This is a genomic window from Rhabdobacter roseus (genome assembly GCF_014202275.1).
Taxonomy (GTDB): domain Bacteria; phylum Bacteroidota; class Bacteroidia; order Cytophagales; family Spirosomataceae; genus Rhabdobacter; species Rhabdobacter roseus.
In genome coordinates, this window is the sequence record NZ_JACHGF010000004.1 from 512,378 (window position 1) to 533,413 (window position 21,036).

Annotated in this window: 21 protein-coding genes; 10 read left to right on the plus strand and 11 right to left on the minus strand. The window is 54.5% G+C overall.

The genetic code is table 11. The annotated features are described in order from the left end of the window. Window positions 1–8: 8 nt before the first annotated feature. Together HNQ92_RS16145 and HNQ92_RS16150 are read right to left on the minus strand one after the other, a co-directional pair. Window positions 9–620, minus strand: coding sequence for a YigZ family protein (locus HNQ92_RS16145; RefSeq protein WP_184175081.1), 612 nt, complete (start codon window positions 618–620; stop codon window positions 9–11). Then, the gene (locus HNQ92_RS16150; RefSeq protein WP_184175082.1) at window positions 610–1,800 is read right to left on the minus strand and encodes an MFS transporter; all 1,191 of its coding nucleotides are present in this window, start codon (window positions 1,798–1,800) and stop codon (window positions 610–612) included. Before HNQ92_RS16150 ends, HNQ92_RS16145 begins: the two co-directional genes overlap by 11 nt. A 119-nt stretch (window positions 1,801–1,919) precedes the next feature. Between HNQ92_RS16150 and corA the strand changes: the two genes are divergently transcribed. Both corA and HNQ92_RS16160 read left to right on the plus strand, forming a co-directional pair. Further along, on the plus strand, window positions 1,920–2,864 hold the full coding sequence (corA, locus tag HNQ92_RS16155; protein ID WP_184175083.1) for a magnesium/cobalt transporter CorA: 945 nt from the start codon (window positions 1,920–1,922) through the stop codon (window positions 2,862–2,864). Window positions 2,865–2,914: 50 nt separating this feature from the next. Next, complete coding sequence (locus HNQ92_RS16160) at window positions 2,915–3,469, plus strand: GNAT family N-acetyltransferase (protein ID WP_184175084.1); 555 nt, start codon at window positions 2,915–2,917, stop codon at window positions 3,467–3,469. A 75-nt stretch (window positions 3,470–3,544) separates the two neighbouring features. Here the strand turns inward: HNQ92_RS16160 and HNQ92_RS16165 are convergent, their stop codons facing one another. From HNQ92_RS16165 to HNQ92_RS16175, 3 genes are read right to left on the minus strand one after another with little or no spacing between them, the layout of a single operon-like run. Further along, a complete protein-coding gene (locus HNQ92_RS16165) occupies window positions 3,545–4,381 on the minus strand; it encodes an FkbM family methyltransferase (protein WP_184175085.1) in 837 nt (278 codons plus the stop codon). A gap of 58 nt (window positions 4,382–4,439) precedes the next feature. Next, a complete protein-coding gene (locus tag HNQ92_RS16170) occupies window positions 4,440–5,282 on the minus strand; it encodes a glycosyltransferase (protein WP_184175086.1) in 843 nt (280 codons plus the stop codon). Between the two features lie 46 nt (window positions 5,283–5,328). Next, on the minus strand, window positions 5,329–6,213 hold the full coding sequence (locus HNQ92_RS16175; RefSeq protein ID WP_184175087.1) for a glycosyltransferase family protein: 885 nt from the start codon (window positions 6,211–6,213) through the stop codon (window positions 5,329–5,331). 276 nt (window positions 6,214–6,489) lie between these two features. On the opposite strand from HNQ92_RS16175, the gene HNQ92_RS16180 reads away from it, so the two are divergent. Further along, complete coding sequence (locus tag HNQ92_RS16180) at window positions 6,490–7,485, plus strand: ribonucleoside-diphosphate reductase small subunit (protein WP_184175088.1); 996 nt, start codon at window positions 6,490–6,492, stop codon at window positions 7,483–7,485. A gap of 80 nt (window positions 7,486–7,565) precedes the next feature. Here the strand turns inward: HNQ92_RS16180 and HNQ92_RS16185 are convergent, their stop codons facing one another. Continuing rightward, the gene (locus tag HNQ92_RS16185; protein ID WP_184175089.1) at window positions 7,566–8,027 is read right to left on the minus strand and encodes a regulatory protein RecX; all 462 of its coding nucleotides are present in this window, start codon (window positions 8,025–8,027) and stop codon (window positions 7,566–7,568) included. A 3-nt stretch (window positions 8,028–8,030) separates the two neighbouring features. Continuing rightward, window positions 8,031–8,654 carry an outer membrane beta-barrel protein gene (locus HNQ92_RS16190; protein WP_184175090.1) on the minus strand — a complete coding sequence of 208 codons (624 nt, stop codon included), beginning with the start codon at window positions 8,652–8,654 and terminating at the stop codon, window positions 8,031–8,033. A gap of 259 nt (window positions 8,655–8,913) precedes the next feature. Between HNQ92_RS16190 and HNQ92_RS16195 the strand changes: the two genes are divergently transcribed. Together HNQ92_RS16195 and HNQ92_RS16200 are read left to right on the plus strand one after the other, a co-directional pair. After that, window positions 8,914–9,717: a metallophosphoesterase family protein gene (locus HNQ92_RS16195; RefSeq protein ID WP_184175091.1), complete on the plus strand. Its 804-nt coding sequence runs from the start codon at window positions 8,914–8,916 to the stop codon at window positions 9,715–9,717. Between the two features lie 100 nt (window positions 9,718–9,817). Next, window positions 9,818–11,029, plus strand: coding sequence for an NAD(P)/FAD-dependent oxidoreductase (locus HNQ92_RS16200; RefSeq protein WP_184175092.1), 1,212 nt, complete (start codon window positions 9,818–9,820; stop codon window positions 11,027–11,029). Between the two features lie 60 nt (window positions 11,030–11,089). Here the strand turns inward: HNQ92_RS16200 and tyrS are convergent, their stop codons facing one another. After that, complete coding sequence (gene tyrS, locus HNQ92_RS16205; protein ID WP_184175148.1) at window positions 11,090–12,385, minus strand: tyrosine--tRNA ligase; 1,296 nt, start codon at window positions 12,383–12,385, stop codon at window positions 11,090–11,092. 347 nt (window positions 12,386–12,732) lie between these two features. Here tyrS and HNQ92_RS16210 point away from each other — a divergent pair, with 347 nt between their 5' ends. The 5 genes from HNQ92_RS16210 to HNQ92_RS16230 all read left to right on the plus strand — a co-directional run bounded on the left by HNQ92_RS16210 (window position 12,733) and on the right by HNQ92_RS16230 (window position 17,833). Beyond that, a complete protein-coding gene (locus HNQ92_RS16210) occupies window positions 12,733–13,476 on the plus strand; it encodes a ferritin-like domain-containing protein (protein WP_221307468.1) in 744 nt (247 codons plus the stop codon). Between the two features lie 37 nt (window positions 13,477–13,513). Beyond that, window positions 13,514–14,308, plus strand: coding sequence for a ferritin-like domain-containing protein (locus HNQ92_RS16215; protein WP_184175093.1), 795 nt, complete (start codon window positions 13,514–13,516; stop codon window positions 14,306–14,308). 129 nt (window positions 14,309–14,437) lie between these two features. Further along, window positions 14,438–16,228, plus strand: a complete 1,791-nt coding sequence (locus tag HNQ92_RS16220; RefSeq protein ID WP_184175094.1) for a family 43 glycosylhydrolase — start codon at window positions 14,438–14,440, stop codon at window positions 16,226–16,228. Between the two features lie 121 nt (window positions 16,229–16,349). After that, complete coding sequence (locus tag HNQ92_RS16225) at window positions 16,350–17,093, plus strand: nucleotidyltransferase (RefSeq protein ID WP_184175095.1); 744 nt, start codon at window positions 16,350–16,352, stop codon at window positions 17,091–17,093. A gap of 2 nt (window positions 17,094–17,095) precedes the next feature. Then, a complete protein-coding gene (locus HNQ92_RS16230) occupies window positions 17,096–17,833 on the plus strand; it encodes a metallophosphoesterase family protein (RefSeq protein WP_184175096.1) in 738 nt (245 codons plus the stop codon). Between the two features lie 9 nt (window positions 17,834–17,842). Here HNQ92_RS16230 and HNQ92_RS16235 read toward each other — a convergent pair whose 3' ends face one another. From HNQ92_RS16235 to HNQ92_RS16245, 3 genes are read right to left on the minus strand one after another with little or no spacing between them, the layout of a single operon-like run. Further along, window positions 17,843–18,583 (minus strand): response regulator transcription factor, encoded by a 741-nt coding sequence (locus HNQ92_RS16235; RefSeq protein ID WP_184175097.1) that lies wholly within the window; start codon window positions 18,581–18,583, stop codon window positions 17,843–17,845. Further along, entirely contained in the window at window positions 18,580–20,268 is a 1,689-nt protein-coding gene (locus tag HNQ92_RS16240; RefSeq protein WP_184175098.1) for a sensor histidine kinase, read from the minus strand. The genes HNQ92_RS16235 and HNQ92_RS16240 overlap by 4 nt, the downstream gene beginning before the upstream one ends. Before the next feature lie 39 nt (window positions 20,269–20,307). After that, window positions 20,308–21,024, minus strand: coding sequence for a GLPGLI family protein (locus HNQ92_RS16245; RefSeq protein WP_184175099.1), 717 nt, complete (start codon window positions 21,022–21,024; stop codon window positions 20,308–20,310). Window positions 21,025–21,036: the final 12 nt, after the last annotated feature.

Below are 21,036 nucleotides of genomic sequence, written 5' to 3' on the forward strand. Positions count from 1 at the left end.
CCCCCTTTCTACGAGGGCAGGTAGGTACATTCCAGTCCTACTATTTTTTCGCACGCCTCCGCAAAACGCTCCACGAGCGTCTTGCGTACCTCCACCTGCATCCGGCAATTGAGTTCAAACTGCTGCTCGAGCACGGGTAGTTCCATGTCTTTCACCAGCCGCATGGCGTCGTTCATGTGTGCGTACGTAAACGAAAGCTCGTACCGGTCGTAGAGGTACTTGACCACCACCGTGGCCTGGTCCAGCGCCTGCTCCGTGGCCGTTTTGTACGCATGAATTAGCCCCGGCACCCCCAGCAAAGTACCCCCAAAGTACCTCACCACCACCACCAGGACGTTCGTCAGATCCCGCGAGTAGAGGGTGTTCAGGATGGGCCGCCCCGCCGAGCCGGAGGGCTCGCCGTCGTCGTTGGCGCGGTAGTGGGTACGATCCAGCCCCAGCCGGTAGGCGTAGCAATGATGCACCGCCTTGGGGTGCAACTCCCGGAGCTGAGCCAGCAGTGGACGGGTGTCGGCCTCGGAGCGAATAGGGTAGGCAAAAGCAAAAAATTTACTGCCTCGATCTTTAAAGTACCCCTCTGAGGTACTTTCGAGGGTCCGATACGAGTCGTCAAAGAGCACGGTTGGCGGTTCGGTTTTGTCTTAAAATGAGCACGGCATAGACCAGCGCTACCAGCGCCAGGGCGGCATTCACCCCGAAAGCCAGCGGTAGATTGCGGGCGTCGTTGGCGTAGATTTCGGCCGAAAGGTACGCACCCAGTCCAATGCCTGCTTCCATGGCAATGTACATGGTAGCCATGGCGCGGCCGCGGTTGTGCTCGTAGCTCAGGTCTACGGTCCAGGCCGTCAGGATGGGCGAGAGTATGCCGGTAGCAAAGCCAAAAAAAACCGCTCCCGTAAAAAACAGAAAGGTAGTAGTGGCGTAGGCCGTGAAGAGCATGGCGATGATGAGCATGGAGCAGCCCACAATCACTACGCCCACGCGCCCGTGGCGGTCGGACAGTTTACCGGCCACCAGCCGGATCACCAGCGACGTAAGGGTGTAGATGAGGAAGTAGATACCGTAGTTTTTCAGGCCCAGGTACGCGCTGAAATCGGGGATGAGCGTGAGCACCGCCCCAAAGCTAAAGTACGTCAGCAGCATCACCAGCGACGGAGCCAACACGCTGGGCTCGAATACGTCCCGCCAGGTAATCCGGAACGCATCGACTGACAGCCGCCGCGAAGACCGGGGCAGGGTTTCTTTCATATTGGCCAAAATACCAATCGACAGAAAAGCCAAAAACGACGAGGTGTAGAACAGGGCGTTGAGCGAAAAGTGCTGCGCCACCCAGCTCCCCAACGCGGGCCCCAGCGCCGCCCCCATGCTGACGCTCACCCCGTAGATCCCCAGTGCCTCACCCCGGCGGTGCGCCGGCACGATGTCGGCCACGTAGGCAGCCGTGCCCGTAGGCTTGAAGCCCGTGGAGAAGCCGTGCACCAGCCGCAGCGCCAGAAAGGGCATGACGGTTGTGAAAATAGGATACAAAAAGCCGCACACAAAACACACCAACGACCCGAAGGCCATGACGGGTACCCGCCCGACGCGGTCGGTGAGGCGGCCACTGAACGGGCGCGACAGCCCGGCTGTGAGCGTAAACAAGCTAATGATAAATCCCTTGTACTCGGCACCGCCCATGCTGGTGAGGTAGCGGGGGAGCTCCGGAATGAGCATGTTGAAGCTGGCAAAAAACAGAAATGAACTGAGGCTGAGTAACCAGAAGGGCAGCGTGAAGATGCGGGTGGGAGCGGTATTTTGCATCGCGCAAAAATACAACTAACTTGGCAGAAACTTAGGAATAATTCACGATATAGTTCTACGAACTACCTCGCCGCCGGGAGCTTAGGCCACCGCCGGAGAAAGGAGCCAGCAAAGGAGATATGGTACGTATATTTTATAAGGAAGGCCGGCAGATCAAGCGGGAAAACGACATTCGCGAACTAGGGCATCTGCCCAATTTATTATGGGTTGATTTGCAGTCACCTACGCCCGAGGAAGAGGAATGGGTGGAGACCAAGTGCTCGATCAGCTTCCAGACCCCGCAGGAGATCGTCGAAATCGAGAGTAGTTCGCGTTTTTTTGAACAGCAGAATACCATCAACGCCAACTCCAATTTTCTCCGGATCAACCCGGACGGCTACGAGATCTACCCCGTTTCGTTTATTCTGCACGAGAACGTGCTCTTTACCTACCGCCAGGGCGACTCCAAGACGTTCGCCGACACGGTGAAGAAAATGAAGGTGAGCCAGGAGACCTTCCAGACGGGCGTGGACTTCATGCTGGTGCTGCTCGAAACGCGCATCGAAGCCGACGCCGACTCGCTGGAGAGTATCTCACGCGATATATCCACCATCAGCAAAAACCTCACCCACGAGCAAAAAGCCCGGCAGGAGGTACTGATCCGAATCAGCGGCCTGCAGGAGATCACCATGATGCTGCGCGAAACGAGCATCGATAAGCAGCGGGTACTTTCGAGCATTCTGCGGAGCCAGTACTTTCCCGAAGACCGCAAGGAGCACCTTCGGATTATTCTCAAGGACATTAGCTCGCTGCTCGAATACACCACCTTCAACTTCGAGCGGCTGGAGTACCTCCAGAATACCTTCATGGGTTTGATCAATTTGGAGCAAAGCCAGGTCATCAAGATCTTCACCGTCGTGACGATCATCTTCATGCCTCCGACGCTCATCGCCGGCATCTTTGGCATGAACTACGACATCATCCCTACCTCCCACGACACCTGGGGCTTCTGGGAAGCGCTGGTGATGATGGTGGTGTCGTCGCTGGTGGTACTTTGGTTTTTCCGGCGCAAACGCTGGATCTAGGTACTTTAAAGTACCTTACGCTATTTTTGTTTTTTGTCAAAACTACCCCCGTGGCTCTTCAACTCACCCATGCCCAGACCGACGACGACCTTCGTCAGATCCTGGCCCTCCAACAAAAAAACCTCCGCACGGAGCTCTCCGCCGAGGCCCGGCAGCAGCAGGGTTTCGTGACGGTCCGGCATACGTGGGAGCAGCTTCGGCTCATGCACAGCCTCACGCCGCAGGTCATGGCCAAAGACGGCGACGAGGTCGTAGCCTTTGCCCTGGCCATGCTGCCTACCATGGGTACTTTAATTCCGGACCTACAGCCCATGTTTGCGCTCATGGACGAGGTACTTTGGCAGGAAAGTACCTTGGCGCAGCGCCGCTACTACGTCATGGGGCAGGTGTGCGTGGACGAGCGCTGGCGGGGCCAGGGCGTGTTCGATCAGCTTTATCAAAAACACAAAGACCTGTACTACCCGCACTACGACCTGCTCGTGACGGAAATCTCTACCGCCAACGTCCGTTCCCAGCGCGCCCACGAGCGGGTAGGTTTCCGGACCATCCACCGGCACCGCGACCACGTCGATGACTGGAACGTGGTGGTGTGGGCGTGGGTGTAGAAGGTACCTATATCAGCAGCGGCGCACTGTTGAGCCGGGAGGTTTTGGGAAGGAGGTACTTTGCTGGGTAGGTACTTAGGTGGAAATGGCGTAAAAATTAAACGTTTTCCATTTCGTCATATCTTTGGCTGAGGTAATAGGGACAATCTCAGCCTGGTCGGTAAAATCAGAAAAATAGTAAAGCGCGTAGCCCAGGCCGGACACCGTGTCGAAAAGCTCGGCTCTTTCTGCCGGAGTAGATTTGGTAAAGCATTCGGCTACCAAAGCGGGTTTGTATTTTTTTAGTAAGCCCTCCAGGGATCTGATCACCTCCCGGTCGGCCCCTTCCACGTCCACTTTTATAAAGGAAATAGTAGGTAGCTCAGCGGCGTAGTTTTTCAGCAAGAAGTCTTCTAAAACAATGCCTTTTACTTTTTTGGTCAATTGATAATTTCCGTGTTCGGTTACTACTTCGTTTGAAATACCTCCGTTGCCAAAAGAGGCTTCCGAAGAAGCATAGCTAAATTCCCCCTCCACATTGGTGATCGCAAAAGGATACGTAATGATGTTTGTTTTATCGGTATTCAGCTTTACGTTTTCCTGAAGGATTTTGTACACGTACGGATTAGGGTCAAAACCAAGGGTGGTTCCCGTTTTGCCCGCCGCCAGCGCCATCGGCACGGTGGTATCACCAATATGGGTACCAATGTCAATGCAGAGCGAACCTTTGGGGATAAATTTCTTGAAAAAATTTACTTCCTGCTGGGTAATTTCTTTAGGGTCTATCAACGGGTTAGCCCAGTTCGCAAATACAATTTCTCCCTCTTCGTCTAGGTTGAAAGTCGAGAGTACGTGGCCGTATTCTTGGGTGTAGCGCCGCGCTTTTTTCTTGGCTATTTTATTTTCTATCAGACTTTTAATGCGATTAAACATAGACATTAGGAATTAGTAGAAATGAAGGAGTTCGTAAGTTGTATTTTATAGTTCAATATCAATACTCAATATCGGCTATGAGCTCTTTTTTTTCGGACCCCCATTTCTCATCTTCTGTAATGAGGTTAGCGGCGTCAGTGAAAGGTACGTAATGTTTGCTTTTTAGAGTAAGCCGAGAAAAATGGTGAAAATAAACTTCCAGGGCTAAATGAAGCGGCTTCACGTCTTTTTCTGTTAGCGCCCTTTTTTTGGTTCGAAGGTAAAAATCAAAATCGGCGCGCTGAATGCGTTCGTCCCAATATGTACCTATTTTCTCCAGACCCTGCTTGGTAGCTACAATACAGGAACCGGAAAAACCTTCCTTTACCTTCCCCGCAAAATGCGTCGTGCGCTGATCTTGATAAGCCTCCCAGTTTCGGTACATTAGCTTAAACATACCTAAAAGAACAGCCCGGCGGGGGCCAAAGAGAGTCAAGAGTGGATTTTTAATGAGCCGCCACCTATTCCTCAACGTTCGGGTTTTTTTGTCACTTTCGGCCCGATCATTAGAGGCTGGCGATAGGAAATCATAGCCTTGCCTTTGCATTACGTCAAGTAGTTTTTGGTCCCAATTTGGCGAAACGATAAGATCATTATTCAGGAAAGCAATAAGCTGACCTTTCGCAACAGATAACCCTTGATTCTGGCAATGGGGGTAGGAATAATTAGTTTCATTTCGAATGACGGTAGCTCCCGTCGATTTGAAAAATTCGGTACTGCCATCCGTGGAAGCGTTATCGATCACGATCAGTTCATATTCGTAATAAGTATACCTTTGTACATATTCTACAAATAGCTTATTCATTTGTAGCTGATTACGAACAGAAGTTATAATACTTACCGTAGGTGGGATAGGACGCATAAAATATACTTGCGAAAGGCCTGGATAGTTATTTCAAATGAAGCTTTCAAATGAGCTCGTAGTTTCGGAATTCAAAGGGGCGGTGGCCGGTTTTTTTCTCGTACCAGTAGAGCAGCGCATCTTTAAGGGCAAATTTCTTTTGCTCGGGGTTTAATTCAACGTTCCAGTTTTGCTGCTGAATGCGCGGCTGCATCACTGCCGGGTGGGTACCTGTGAAGCGGCTTAGGGAGTCAAATTGGCTGAAATCGAAAAAATCTTCGGTCTGTAGTAGTTTTTGCCAGCTATCCTCATTCTTCCAAAACCGCCCTACGTTTTTCATTTTTTTCTTCATCTGTACGGGGCTTTTTACCCAGCCGTAGTGGTAAATGGCCGCTCCGCAGGACTTGACTTTTAGCTTTTGGGTACCTCGTCTAAAACCCTGGGCGTCGCGAAAAGCGCTGATGCGTGGGCGGTCCGTAGCCGGACTAAATCGAATAACCCTAACCTCGCGCCGGTACCAGGTACGGCTATCACCGACGTAGTCGTAGGTACCGTAAAAATGGAGGTAATCAAAAAGCAGCCCTTCCACGCGTGGGTCGTGGAGGTACTTTTGGCAGGCTTCCCGCACTACGGGAATGTACTGCTCGTGAAGTACCTCGTCGGCCTGGATGTAAAAGGCCCAGTCGGTGTCGGGTGCCAGATACGAATATGCCTTGTCGGTTTCGACGGCCAGTACTTTGCCTCCCTGCCGGAGCGTCATGTCCCACTCCGTTTCTACGATGCGGATCTTGTCGGAGTCCAGGGCCTGGATCAGCCCCAGCGTGCCGTCCTGGCTTTGGCCCACCGCCACCACCATTTCGTCCACCAGCGGCAGAAGGGACCTGATCGCCTCTACGATGGGGTAGTCGTTGAGAAGGGCATCCTTGATGATCGTAAATCCGGAGATTTTCATGCGGGTAGTTAGGTCTAGGTACTTCCTCCGTAAGTACCTCTATACGTCCGTTTTCACTTTCGGAGGGAATTCATTCGTGAACGGATTGATAGCGACAAAGTTAAAATTTTTAAAATAGAATTTTTCAAGCGTAAGTCTAAAAGAGCAGGTACCTGTCCTTGAATTTGCAAGCATTAAGGCGTAGTTTTGTTTAGCCTGATTCAATCGCCAAGGGCTCACGCGGCCCCGCAATTTCTTCAATAAGTACTTCTAAAAAAAATATAAAGTCAACCAACTATGTCACAGACGAATTCCCAACAAGAGCCTCTACTGATAGAGGACCCGCTTCGGTTTGTTTTGTTCCCCATCAAGCACTCGGATATTTGGGAAATGTATAAACGCCACGAAGCCTCTTTCTGGACGGCCGAGGAGATCGACCTCTCGCAGGATCAGAAGGATTGGGAAAACCTGAACGATGGCGAACGCCACTTCATCTCGCACATTTTGGCCTTTTTTGCGGCTTCTGACGGCATCGTGAACGAAAACCTGGCCATTAACTTTCTGAGTGAAGTGCAGTACGCCGAGGCCAAGTGTTTCTACGGCTTCCAGATCGCCATGGAGAACATCCACTCCGAGACCTACTCGCTGCTGATCGATACGTACATCAAAGATCCTACGGAAAAAGACCGCCTGCTACGCGCCATCGACACGGTACCCTGCGTACATAAAAAAGCCGAATGGGCGCTGAAATGGATCAATAGCCCGGACTTCACGGAGCGGATCATTGCGTTTGCGGCGGTAGAGGGAATTTTCTTTTCGGGCTCGTTCTGCTCGATCTTCTGGCTGAAAAAACGCGGCCTGATGCCCGGCTTGTCGTTTTCCAACGAGCTCATCTCGCGTGACGAAGGCCTGCACTGCGAGTTTGCGTGCCTGCTTTATACGCAGCATATCAAGAACAAACTATCCGAAGCGCGGGTGAAGGAAATCATTCTGGATGCCGTCGAGATTGAGAAGGAATTTATATCTGAAGCCCTGCCGGTTTCGCTCATCGGCATGAACGCCGAGCTCATGAAGCAGTACATCGAGTTCGTGGCTGATTTCTGGCTGGAGCGCCTGGGTTGTTCGAAGCACTTTGGTTCTTCCAATCCGTTCGATTTCATGGAGCTCATCTCGCTGCCGGGCAAGACCAACTTCTTCGAAAAACGCGTGGGTGAGTACCAGAAGGCCGGCGTGATGACGGGCATGAACGACAAGGAGTCGTCCCATAAGATTGCCTTCGACGACGATTTCTGAGGTAATCCTCTAAGTACCTTGAAAGTACCTGCTTACCCAAAGTACCCCCGCCAGACTTCTTTTGGCGGGGGTACTTTGCTTTAGGTACCTAGGAGCTTCTCGGTGAGTCGCCACACCAGTTCGCTTTCGTAGCCCTTGCCCAGCGCAAAGCGAATGAGCTTTTGCTTGCGCTTCAGCGGGTCGGTTTCGGTACGTTGCAGGGTACTTAGCTTCTTTTGCAGTAGTTCTTCCAGGGAGGCTTCGTAGGCGGCGTCGCTGATTTCGCTCATGCCCTGCCGAATGGTGTAGTCGGTGAGGCCGCGGCGGCTTAGCTCTTGCTTGATCTTGTGGCGGCCCCACTGCTTGATCCTGAATTTTCCCCCGGCAAAAGTACGGGCAAAGCGCTCCTCGCTGAGGTAGTTTTGGCTGATGAGCTCCGCAATGATCTCCTCGGCTTCGTCGCCCCAGACGCCCCATTTTTGCAGGCGCTGACGTACTTCGTCCTGGGTGCGCTCCTGGTAGGCGCAGTAGGAAGCCGCTTTTTGCAGCAGCAGGCGGTCCATAGGCTAGTGAATGACGTAGCCTTCGAACCGGTTTCCGAAGGTGATGGAAATCCCAATGTGCAGCGCCAGAAACCGGGACGAGTTTTTCAGGTCGAACTGCGGCGTACCGTTGCGGCTGCCGGGAAAACCTACCTGGTACAGGGCCTCGGCCGTCAGGGCAATGCCCTGCGAGATATCATAGCCCAACCCTACCTTGGGCGCAAAACCCAGCGTGGTTTCCCCGTAGGTATCGTCGTAGATGTTCTGGCCGTTCAGGTTTATTTTGGCAGAAAGGGCCGAGCGGATGGCCCCCACTTCCAGGCCCACGTACGGGTGCAGGTCCGTGGCGGTGAGGTAGTATTCGGCATGGGCCATGATCGGGATTGTGGCCGCTACGAGCTTGCCGCTTACGCCGCCGTCGGCTTCGGTGATGGTTTCGGCGTAGCCCCGCACCCGCACCCCCGCGGCCCAGCGGGGCGAGAAATAGTACTTGACGCCCAGCCCGCCGCCCGGTAAGCCCTGACTGCCCGACTGAGCGGGCAGGCCGTAGCCGGCATTCAGATCCACACTCAGCTGCGCGTGCGCCGTGGTACTGGCCCAAGTACCCAGTATTACCACCAGCAGGTACCTCTTGAATAGATTTTTCATACGTGAAGTAACAAAGCGATAAGGATTACGCATCAAGGATAGAAGTGCCCAGGAAAGGTACCTTCGTGCCCCTTGTTACTTAGGACACCTTTCCGGCGCTTCACCCCTATGTACGTACAAAGGTCCAAAAAGTTTCTCAAAAGGCTAATTTTACCAGAAAGTATGTGCGTATGAGTAGAGCCATGAGTCAAATTCTTTTATTTTACAGTATAGTACCAAGGTACCCCGCTTCTTTATTTTGTGTTATAACTCGCTTTCTATGTTTTTTGATCGGCGTTCTTTTCTGAGGTTTATCCCCGCGCTTTCCCTATTGGGCTTCCGTAGCCCTGGTCCACCCGCCCTGATTTCACGCTTTGCCGTAGCTTCCGACGGGCACTACGGGCAGCCTGATACCGACTACCTGGCCTTTCACAACGACTTGATTCGCTGGCTCAATCAGGAAAAGCTTCAGAAGGGGCTGGAGTTTGCCATCTTCAACGGGGATCTCATCCACGACGAGCCTACCCTGCTGTATGACCTCAAAACGACCCTGAAACGCCTGACCGTTCCGTTTTTCGTGACGCGAGGCAACCACGACCGCGTGGGGCGCGACGTCTGGGAAGGTACCTGGGGGTACCCCACCAACCACAGCTTTGCCCGCGGCGAGTACGCCTTCATCCTGGGCGATACCTCCAACGAAAAAGGCGAGTACCTATGCCCGGATGCGGCCTGGCTGCGCCAGGAGCTGGCCAAGTACAGCGCCAAGAAAGGTATTTTCGTTTTTTTGCACATCACCCCCGCCACCTGGACTGCCCATGGCATCGACTGCCCGGAGGTGCGGGAGCTCTTGGAAAAAACACCCAACGTGCTGGCTACCTTCCACGGCCACGACCACGACCAGGACGGCCAGAAGCTGAGCGGCGGTAAGCCTTACTTCTTTGACGGGCACTTTGGCGGTAGCTGGGGTACGGCCTACAAAGGCTATCGCATCGTGGAGATCTACGACGACGCTACCTGGACCACCTACCAGTACAACCCCACCGCGGCACCCGTACTTAATTTGTACCGGGGAAAGGGGGAGTGAGAGGTACTTTAGTTGGGAAGCTACCCTCGGCATGAGTTTTGTAAGACAGGTACCTACGTAACGAATTTAAATCTCTCATTGTACCTGCATTCCCTCTCTCATGGATTTACTAAGCGGCCAGCCGTACTGGTTCTATAAAAATGGCGCTTTAAATAATTATCCTTCCATTAGTGAGGATCTTAGTGAGGAGGTAGTTATCATGGGTGGCGGAATCACGGGCGCACTCATGGCGTGGTACTTGAGCCAGGCCGGCGTACCGGTGGTAGTGGTGGAAAAAAGGCACATCGGGCTGGGAAGTACCTCCGGCAGTACGGCCCTGCTCCAGTACGAAATCGATACCCATCTCACCAAACTCACGGAACTTCGGGGAGAAAAAGAGGCCGTAACCGCCTACCGGCTTTGCCTGGAGGCTATTTATAAGCTACAGGACATCGCCGCTGAGGTGGGAGAGGAGGTTAATTTCTCGCTGCGCAAAAGTGTGTACTACGCCTCCAAGCAGGACGAACTACCCGAGCTACGAAAAGAGTACGAAGCCCGAAAACGCCACGGAATTAATGTAGAGTGGTGGGATCAGGATACCCTGCGAAAGCATTTTCCCCATATCAAAAAAAGCGGGGCTATTCTTTCGCACGATGCGGCGCAGGTCGACACCTACCGGCTGGCGCATTGCCTGTTTCAGGCGTGCATCAAAAAAGGCGCGCGGGTGTACGATACCATCCAGGTAGACGAAGTCGTCCACCAAAAGGAGGGGGTACTTTTGCGGCTTAGCAATGGTAAAAAAATAAAGACGCGCCAGTTGATTATTGCCTGCGGCTACGAATCTCAAAACTACCTCAGCCAGACCGTCACGCGGCTGCATTCTACCTACGCCATCATCAGCAAGCCCATTCCGCAGGCCGGGCCGCTTTGGTACGAAAATGCCCTGGTGTGGGAAAGTGCACGTCCTTACCTTTACATGCGTACTACCGAAGATCAGCGCATCCTGATTGGAGGCAAAGATGAAGCCTTTCAGAGTGCGGTCAAGCGCGACAAACTCCTCAAAAGCAAGAGCTGGCAACTGGCCCAGGCCGCCCGGCGGCTTTTCCCCGATCTGCCCTTCGTGAGCGACTACGAATGGTGCGGTACCTTTGCCGAAACCCAGGACGGGCTGCCCTACATCGGGGGCGTGGCGGAGCACCCAAACACCTACTTTGCGCTGGGCTTTGGTGGCAACGGCATCCTCTTCAGCGTCATTGCGGCGGAGATTATCCGAGACCTTATCTTGAAAAAGAAGAATCCCCACGCCGCCATCTTTGGCTTTGATCGGGCCTAAAAAAAGTACCCTGGCCACGAGGCTCAAGGTACCTTGGTACTGGTCAGAAGGGGTACTTTGTTAGTTTATTTTCAATAAGTGATTTTTCTTTCCTTTAGAAATCAACACGAAGCGGTCTTGTAAAAGATCAAACTCGGCCAGCGCCTGCTCGGAGCCGGTTACTTTCACTTTGTTGATACTCACTGCATGTTGCTGGATGGCCCGGCGGGCTTCGCCCTTAGAGGCGTATACTTCGCCGCGCGTGGTGGTAGCAAGCAGCTCCGTCACGTTGGGGCAACTGTCCCAGTCGGCCCGGCTGATCTCGGTCTGAGGTACCCCGTCGAAGATCGTCTCGAACTCATCGGCCGCAATGGTGCGGAGCGTATCCAGCGTGGCTTTGCCAAAAAGTACCTCCGAGGCTTTCACGGCCAGTTGGTAGTCGCGGGCGGAGTGTACGCGGGTAGTTACTTCCTCGGCCAGGGCCTTCTGCATGATCCGCAGGTGCGGTGCCTCGGCGTGCTGGCTTTCCAGCGCTTCAATCGCTTCCTTGGGCAGTAGGGTAAACACCCGCAGCAGGCGGTGGCAGTCCAGGTCGGCTTGGTTAATCCAAAATTGGTAAAATTCGTAGGGCGTCGTGAAGGCCGGATCGAGCCATACGTTGCCACCTTCGCTTTTACCAAACTTCGTACCGTCGGACTTGGTGATGAGGGGCGTGGTGAGGGCAAAGGCCTTGAAAAAGCCCTCCTCGTCGCCTTCCTTGCGGCGGATCAGCTCGGTACCCGTCGTGATGTTGCCCCACTGGTCGGAGCCGCCCATTTGGAGCCGAACCCCTTTGTTTTTGTAGAGCCAGTAAAAATCGTAGCCCTGCAAGAGCTGGTACGAAAACTCAGTGAAGGAAATGCCCGTCTCGAGGCGCTTCTTGACGGAGTCCTTGGCCATCATGTAGTTTACCGAAAGGTACTTGCCGGCGTCGCGCAAGAACTGTAGAAAGCCAATCCCCTTGAACCAGTCGTAGTTGTTGACGAGCTCGGCCGAGTGCGCCCCGCAGTCAAAATCCAGGAAGCTTTCCAGCTGCTTCCGAATGCCCTCCTGATTGTAAAGAAGTGTTTCTTCGGACAAAAAAGAGCGTTCAGCGGCCTTAAAAGAAGGATCGCCGATCATGCCCGTGGCGCCACCTACCAGCGCAAAAGGCTTGTGGCCCGCTCGCTGAAAGTGGACCAGCAGCATGATGGTGGCCAGGTTGCCGATGTGCAGCGACGAGGCCGTAGGGTCAAAACCAATGTACCCGGCGGTCATTTCGCGGTTGAGCTGCTCTTCGGTACCGGGCATCACGTCGTGCAACATCCCACGCCACCGCAGCTCTTCGATAAAGTTAATTTTCATTCGTACTGTTTGCTTAATCCAGGTTCCGGCACCAAAGGTAAGGCGTTTTTGGGAAGTACCTCGCAGGTAGCCGGGTAGAATCTTAAGAAATTGCGGCCGGAGAGAACGTAGCTCTGGAGAATTTTTTGCGGAAAATTTGCAAAAATAACGAATTTGAAAAGTGCTATCAAAGTACCCTCCTCAGGTACTTTAGACTTGATTTAGTGCAAGAAATTGGCTGGTTGAAATAGGCGTGTGTGCTGCTTTTATTTCCTGATTTCAATCTATACTAAAACTTCCGCCGTAGGTCTTTACAAATGCTTTCCGATGGGCGGAGGGTACTGAACAACCTTTTTACTGCTATGAACAAAAAAAACAACTTCATGACCAACTCGGATTTAAGGGGAGGTCAGATGCTAACCCGGGTGAATAGACGATATTTTTTGCGGTCGGCGGGGGTAGCAACTACCTTGGGCGTATTTGTGCTGGGAGCCTGTAAAGACCACGACATTGTGCCGGGTATCGACGGAGCCACCGTAGACCTGGGCGAGGGAGACGTAGGGATTCTGAACTACGCCTACGCTTTGGAGCAGCTGGAAGCCGCTTTTTATACCGAAGCCGTAGCCAAGCCTTACGCCGGTATGACGGACATGGAAATGAGAATGCTGACCGACATCCGTGACCACGAGATCATCCACCGGGATTTCTTCCAAGCGGCGCTGACGCCCACGGGCATGATCATTCCGGGCCTGGCCCTGGATTTTTCGAGCGTAGACTTTTCGAGCCGCGCCAGCGTACTGGGTACCGCCAAGGTACTGGAAGATACGGGCGTAGCGGCCTACAACGGAGCCGGTAAACTTATCACAACGCCCGACTACCTGGTGCTGGCCGGTAAGATTGTATCCGTAGAAGCGCGCCATGCGGCGGCCATCCGCGACCTGTTGATGCCCAATACGACTTCTTTTGCCGGAGACGACATCGTCGATGCGCAAGTCAACGGAATGATGTTTGGGCTTGACCGCGCTACGCCGCCCAAGCAAATCCTGCCCGCCGTGCAGCCGTTCTTCAAAACGACGCTCACCGCCAATGCCTCCGTTTTCCAGTGATCTCGATCTCCCATTCCTACAAAATTTCTAAGAAACTATGAATATTTTCAAACTCATTGAAGACATCAAACAGGTGGACGCCGAGGCGTTGGATCGTTTGGAATTTGCTTCCCGTCGTAGCTTTATGTCCAGCCTTGGCACCAAGCTTATGGCGGCCGCTACGCCCGTTGCGCTGGCTTCGGTATTTAATAAAGCCTTCGCCTTTACGCCCGGAGCCATTGAAGTACTAAAGTTTGCGCTTACCCTGGAGTACCTGGAGGATGAGTTCTACAAGGCCGGAAACGCCAAAGCCGGACTGATCCCCGATATGTACAAGCCCGTATTTGCCCAAATTGGCAAGCACGAGTCGCAGCACGTAGCGTTCCTGGAAAGCGCACTGGGCGCAGCCGCTCCTGCCAAGCCTAACTTTGATTTTACGGCCAAAGGTACTTTGCCCGATTCGCTCAATACCTTCGACGGCTTTGTGTTCCTGTCGCACGCTTTTGAAGATACGGGCGTGCGCGCCTATAAAGGCCAGGCCGGAAACCTGATGGCGGCTGAAGACAAGCCCCTGCTGGAGTACGCCTTACAGATCCACTCCGTGGAAGCGCGCCACGCCGCCGTTGCCCGCAAAATACTAGGTACCATCCGGAATCGTCCCGAGATCAAGCCCTGGATAACGCTGAACGAAGGCTCACCGGCTGCCGTATACGCGGGCGAGGACAATACCGTACAGGGTGGAGTAGATATTAACGGCATTGCGGGTAAATCCAAAGAAGCCGTGACCGAAGCATTTGACGAAATTCTGACCAAGGAGGCTGTCTTTGCCATTGTGACACCTTTTCTAGCGTAGAATAGGGTTGTGGAGTATGTAGTGTTTAGAGCGGCTCACGAAACGTGGGCCGCTCTTTTTTGTGGAAAATTGCGTAGCTTACCGCCGCTGTTCCTTTTTATTCCGGACGTGTATTTAACTGGTAAAGCAATGGTCATACGTACTTTTTTTACCCTACTGATCAGCCTGTTGGGAGCTTTGTTGCCCGGCTACGCCCAGGTACCTCCGCGTACCTACTGCAACCCGATGGACATTGACTACAAGTACAACTTTGAGCAAATCAACGAGCGGATCTCCTACCGCTCCGGTGCCGACCCGGTCATTGTGAACCACAAGGGCGAGTACTACCTCTTCGTGACGATCTCGGGCGGCTACTGGCACTCCAAAGACCTGGTCAACTGGCGGTACATCGTAGCCAACCGCTGGCCGTTTGAGGACATGTGCGCCCCGGCGGCGCTATCCGTCAACGATACCTTATTTTTATTCCAATCGACCTTTGAGCAGCGGCCCATCTTGTATTCGGTGGAGCCCGAGAAGGGTACTTTTGAGTTTTATAACCGCTGGATGCCCCGCCTGCCCAAGGACATCGGCCCCTGGGACCCGGCCATTTTTCACGATCCCGACACCGACCGCTGGTTTATGTACTGGGGCTCGTCCAACGTGTACCCTATTTTCGGGGCGGAGCTGGATCATAGCAAGCGGCTGGCCTACAAAAGCCAGTACCAGGCTATGTTCTGGCTCGACCCCTACCAGCACGGCTGGGAGCGCTTCGGCCCCAACCACTCCGACCCCATCAAGCCGTTCACCGAAGGAGCCTGGATGACCAAGCACCACGGCAAGTACTACCTGCAATACGGCGCACCGGGTACCGAGTACAACGTATACGCCAATGGTACCTACGTGGGCAAAGATCCGCTCGGTCCGTTTGAATACGCACCTTATAACCCCATTTCGTACAAGCCCGGCGGGTTTGTGCAGGGGGCCGGGCACGGCAATACGTTTCAGGACAACTACGGCAACTACTGGAATACCGGCACGCCCTGGATTGCCGTCAACTGGAACTTCGAGCGGCGCATTGCCATGTTCCCGGCGGGCTTCGACCAGGACGACCAGATGTACGCCAACACGCGCTTCGGCGATCTGCCCCACTACCTGCCCACCCAACAATGGCAGCACCGCGACGAGCTCTTTACGGGCTGGATGCTGCTGTCGTACCGCAAGCCCGTGCGGGCGTCGTCGGTGCGGGATACGCTGCCCGTAGGTACCTTGGGCCCCGCCCACCTTACCGACGAAAACCCGCGTACCTTTTGGGTAGCACAGCAAAATAAGCCGGGCGAAACCCTGATCCTGGACCTGGAAAAGGAGCACGAAGTACGGGCCGTGCAGATCAACTACACCGACTACAAGTCCAACATCTACGACAACGACCCCGCCAAGGTCTATACGGAATTTAAGCTCTATACCTCACTCGACGGCAAACGCTGGGAATTGGCCGCCGACCTGGCCCAACTACCCCGCCGCGACCGCCCCTGCGCCTACCTGGAAGTACCCCCGCAGCCCAACGGGCAGCCCCGGCGGGCGCGCTACGTCAAGTACGAGCACGGGTACGTGGCGTCGCCCAACCTGGCCATCAGCGATTTTCGGGTGTTTGGCAAAGGCATGGGCAAGGTACCTGCCACGCCTCGCAAGCTGGAGGTAGTACGGCAGCCGGACGAGCGCAACGCCGACCTCCGCTGGGAGAAAGTACCCGGTGCGGTGGGCTACAACATCCGCTGGGGAATTGGTCCCGATAAATTGTACCAAACCTACCAGATCTGGGACGACCAGCCCGGCGCCCTCGAGCTGCGAGCGCTCAACGTAGGGGTGCCTTACTACTTTGCTATTGAGGCATTTAACGAGAACGGCGTCTCGCCGCTCAGTAGCGTAGTGGGGAAGCGATAGGGGCCAAAATCCAATGGCACGTTATTTTATTACTACTTGCCTGTGCCGCTACTAAAGGTAGCTTCAAGATAGAGAAAGTCGGCAAAATGAAATAAAATAACCCTTTGGCATAACCGCTACTATGATTGAAACCGAAGAGCAAAAAGAGCAAGCGCTTGCCTTTTACCGGGATGCTTTGCAGCTCCTGAAGGAACACGAGATTCGCTATATGGTGGGCGGGGCCATTCCCCTGTTCCACTACACGGGCGTCTACCGCGACACCAAGGACCTGGACCTGTTCTGCAAACCCAGCGAGTACCCTAAAATCTTGAAATTATTCGCCGACCGGGGGTACCAAACCGAGCTGACCGACGTACGTTGGCTGGCCAAAATATTCAAGGGAGAGTACTTCATTGATATTATTTTTGATACCGTCAATAACATCTGCACGGTGGACGACAGCTGGTACGAGCACGCCGAAAAGGGCGAGTTTGCGGGCATGGAGGTACTTCTGCTGTCGCCCGTGGAGCTGGCCTGGTGCAAGATGTACGTCCAGAACCGCGAGCGCTACGACGCGGCCGATGTTAACCATATCCTGCTCAAATGCGGAAAGAAGCTCGACTGGAAACGCCTGCTGTTCCGGATGGACCCGCACTGGCATTTGCTGCTGGCTCAGCTACTCCAGTTTCAGTTTGTGTACCCTTCCGACTTCCACGAGATCATTCCGCGCTGGCTCTTTGAGGAGCTGATGGTCCGGGCTCATGAGCAGTACGACCTGCCCTCGCCCGTAGAGAAGGTGTGCCGGGGGCCGATCATCGACCAGACCCAGTACATGATTGACATCAAAGAGTGGGACTATAAAGTAACCACAATCAAAACGACTTGATTATGGAAGAAAGCCAAAAAGTAAGAATAGCGGCCGTAGCCGATATCCACGTTCGTGAAACGGACAAAGGCAAATGGGCCGACTACTTCAAAGAGGTATCCGAGCAGGCCGACGTGCTGCTGATCTGCGGCGACCTGACCGACACCGGCGACGAAATGGAAGCCGAGGTACTTTCTGATGAGCTCAAGCACTGCAAGATCCCGGTGGTGGCCGTACTGGGCAACCACGACTACGAAAAAAACCGCCATAAGCTGATCCGGCAGGTGGTGCAGAAAGAAAACGTCCACGTGCTGGACGGCGAAGCGGTGGTGATCAAAGGCGTGGGGTTTGCGGGCGTGAAAGGATTTGGCGGCGGATTTGACAACTACATGCTCTCGATGTTTGGCGAAGGTGCCATGAAGGCTTTTGTGCAGGAGGCCGTTGACGAAGCCCTGCACCTGGACCGCGCCCTGGCGCGCCTCGACGCCGACCACGAAGACATCAAAAAAATTGTTTTGTTGCATTACGCGCCCATCAAAGATACCATCGTGGGCGAGCCGGAGGCTATCTACCCCTTTTTGGGCTCTTCCCGCCTGGCCGATCCGCTGCGCCGCCGGAACGTCCTGGCGGCTTTTCACGGCCACGCGCACATAGGCACCCTAGAAGGCGAAATCGGTGGGAGTGTGAAGGTCTTCAACGTAGCCAAGCACATCTTGACGAAAGCGGGCTATGCCCAGCCGTATTTTGTGTACGAAGTGTAGCAGGTACCTCTAGCGGCCGGACTGAACCGGGTAGGGAGCCGCGCCTTTGAAGAGGTACCCTACGCCTTTCAGCGTCACGATTTCTACCTGAGGGTCGTCGCGGAAGTAGTCGCGCAGGCGGGTAATGTACACGTCCAGGTTGCGGGAATTGAAGAACGAGTCGTCGCCCCAGACCCGCATCAGGATGTCGCGGCGCTGTACTTTGAAGTTCCGGTTCTCAATCAAAATACTCAGCAGCTCGGCCTCACGGTGCGAAAGCTTCCGTACGTGGCCGTCTAGACGTAGCTCGTACTGCTGCGGGAAAAACAGGTACCTGCCCAGCCGGATACTTTCGAGAGGTACCTCAGTAGGCTGGGCCAGTGACAAAGTGCCTTCGCGCAGCTGCGCCAGCTGGTACAGGTTCTGGATGCGCACGATGAGCTCCTCGAGGCTGAAGGGCTTCCGAATGTAGTCGTTTCCTCCCACCTGAAATCCTTTCAGTACGTCGTCGGTCTGGGTTTTGGCCGTCAAAAACAGGATGGGCATCCGGGGGTTCAGCGCCCGAATTTCACGCGCCAGCTCGTAGCCGTCGCGCTGCGGCAGCATCACATCCAGTACGCACAGGTCGGGCGCAAAGGCTCCGTACTCGGCCATGACCTGCCCGCCGTCCGCTACCATCCGCACGTCGAAGTCGCGGCTTTCCAGGCTTTCTTTCACAATTTTCCCCAAAAAGGGTTCGTCTTCCACGTAGAGTAGCTTGAGGCGCGTCATGAGGGGGTACTTTTAAAGGTACTTGCGGTACTTGATAGACTTAGGTTTCGGGGTAGCTGGATCGTGAACCGGCTGCCGTGGCCCAGGGTACTTTCCACCTCAATACTACCCCCGTGGCTCCGCACCACGCTGGCTACGTAGCTCAGGCCGAGGCCGTAGCCTTTTACGTTATGCACATCGCCCGAAGGTACCCTAAAGAATTTTTCGAAAATCTTCTGCTGGTAGAGCTCCGGAATCCCGATGCCTTCGTCAAGTACCTCCAGCCGGAGGTGCGTAGCGTCTTCCCACAGCCGGATGGTAATAATGGGGGTACTTGGGCTGTACTTGAGGGCGTTGTCGAGCAAATTATAAAGTACGTTGGTAAGATGTATCCGGTCGCCCCGGAGGCCGAAATCTGAGCCTTCAGGTACGTACTGGTACTGAGCGTTGTATTTTTCCAACTGCGGCCTCAAGGTACCCAGTACCTGCTGGACCAGCTCGGCGGCATCCAGCGGCTCGGGTGCCAGGGCCAGCGACTGCTGCTCGAAAAGGGCTGTTTTAAGTACCTTGTCAACCAGCATCGCGAGGCGGTCGAGCTCCTGGCGAGAAATGGCCAGGTACTCGCGCGTCTGCTCCGGGTTGCGGTCCACGCCAAAGCTTTGCAGGGCTTCCAGCGCCACGCCCACGGTAGCGATGGGTGTCTTGAGCTCGTGCGTCACGTTGCTGATAAAATCATTTTTGAGCTGGACGAGTCGCTGCTGCCGCTGCAGGTTGCGGTAAATAACCGCAAAGGCCAGGGCCGTGGTAGCCAGCAGGAAAAGAGAAAACAGCAGCTGGGGCGTGATCTTTCGGAGCAGGTACGGCTGGTAGCGGGTAAAGGCGGCTGAGTAGGTAGAGCCCGTCGGCATCGTGCTCCGTACGGGTTCGGTACGAAGTGCGGTGGAGGTACTGTCGACACCGGCGTTGCGCTGCATCGTAAAAGCGAGCGGAATCTGGGCCTGCCGGATGCGCTGCGCGTAGTCGGTTTGCACCGCTTGCAGGGAGAGGGTGTCCTTGCCCAGCTGAATCACTATTTTTTTGTCGACCGGAAGCCGGGATCTGAGGATACGGGGCTTTTCTGAGGGCCTAACTTCTGCTTCTTCTTGACGACCCGCTACCGAGGCCTGGATAGGCCGAAGTACCCGACTGATGATCTGCTGCAGAGAGTCGTCTTGCCCTTTGGCGCTCACGATACGGATCTCTATTTTGGGCTGGCGGGTGGAGTCGTGCAGTAGGCCTTGTAGCCGCAGCGAGTCGCCTATCCCCGACGAGGACCTAAGTACCTTGATGCTCTTGATCGCGGTGGCCGGCAGGTCGGTTGCCGTAAAGAAAGCCGAATTTTCTAGCTCGGGCAAAAGCGTATCGGCAGACGGGAGCACCCCCCCTTTTTCGGATTGCCGAAGGCGCAGAGCAATGATTTTAGGCTTGGGAGAAGCAGGTGTGGAGGTAGTTTTTTCTTCCAGAAAGTACTTCCCCACTTTTTGCTGAAATACCGAATCTTCCAGGGCCTGGATGGTGGTGCGCAGCAGTAGGTCGGTCTCCTTCTGAAGGAGATTTTTTTGCTCGAAATATTCTTTCCGCAGCCAAAATGCCTGAAAGGCCGCCAGCAAAACCAGGCTGGCGACCATGAGGAAGGTGGGTAGTTTATTTCGACGCAAAAGATTCATATTGTATACCGATGGCTCGGGGGTACTTCTCAAAGCGGATCAGTTCCGGATGATCCGCATTCCGCCGTTGCCCATTTCTTTCATGTACTCGTCCCGGATTTTGTTAAACTCCGCCTCACTGACTTTCTTGCCGCCCGAAGGTACCTTCAGGTCGCTGCCCGTGAGTTTTTTTAAACCGAGGCTGGTGGCCGTGTAGATCATTTCGCCTTCGTTGACGTCCAGCTCCAGAATGAGCCCCGGCAGGCCCCCGTACACGGCCGGGCCGCTGGGGCAGGGAATGGCGTCCGTAAACCAGGCCACGATGGGCTGCTGCCGCTCGGGCTGGATGTAGGTAGCCTTCAGGCAGTCGTAGCCGTGGATTTTCTTAGACTCTCCCGTGAGCTTCCAGGGTACCTGGCGCAGCGAGTCCTGGATCAGGAATTTCTGTCCGGCCAGCTCGCGCAGCTCCACGCTCTTCTTTTGCTCAAAGTTACGATAGATTTCGTTTTGTGGTACCCGTATCACCAAGCGTGCGCCGCCGCTCGCCTCGATGGGCTCGTCGTTGGATTCGATGCTTTTAAACAGCGACTCCCCGCCCCGTACGGCGAGCTGCATCTTATTGGTGCGGAACTCCGGCACCATGGCCTTCATGGCTTCGTCGGGCAGGCGACGGTGTACGTTCACTTTCTGGTCGTAGAGCACGATGCCCTCGGTGTTTTGGGCGAGGGCGGTGCCGCCGCAGAGGGCTAGCAGCAGTCCGGCAAGGTACTTTTTCATAGGTATTGAATT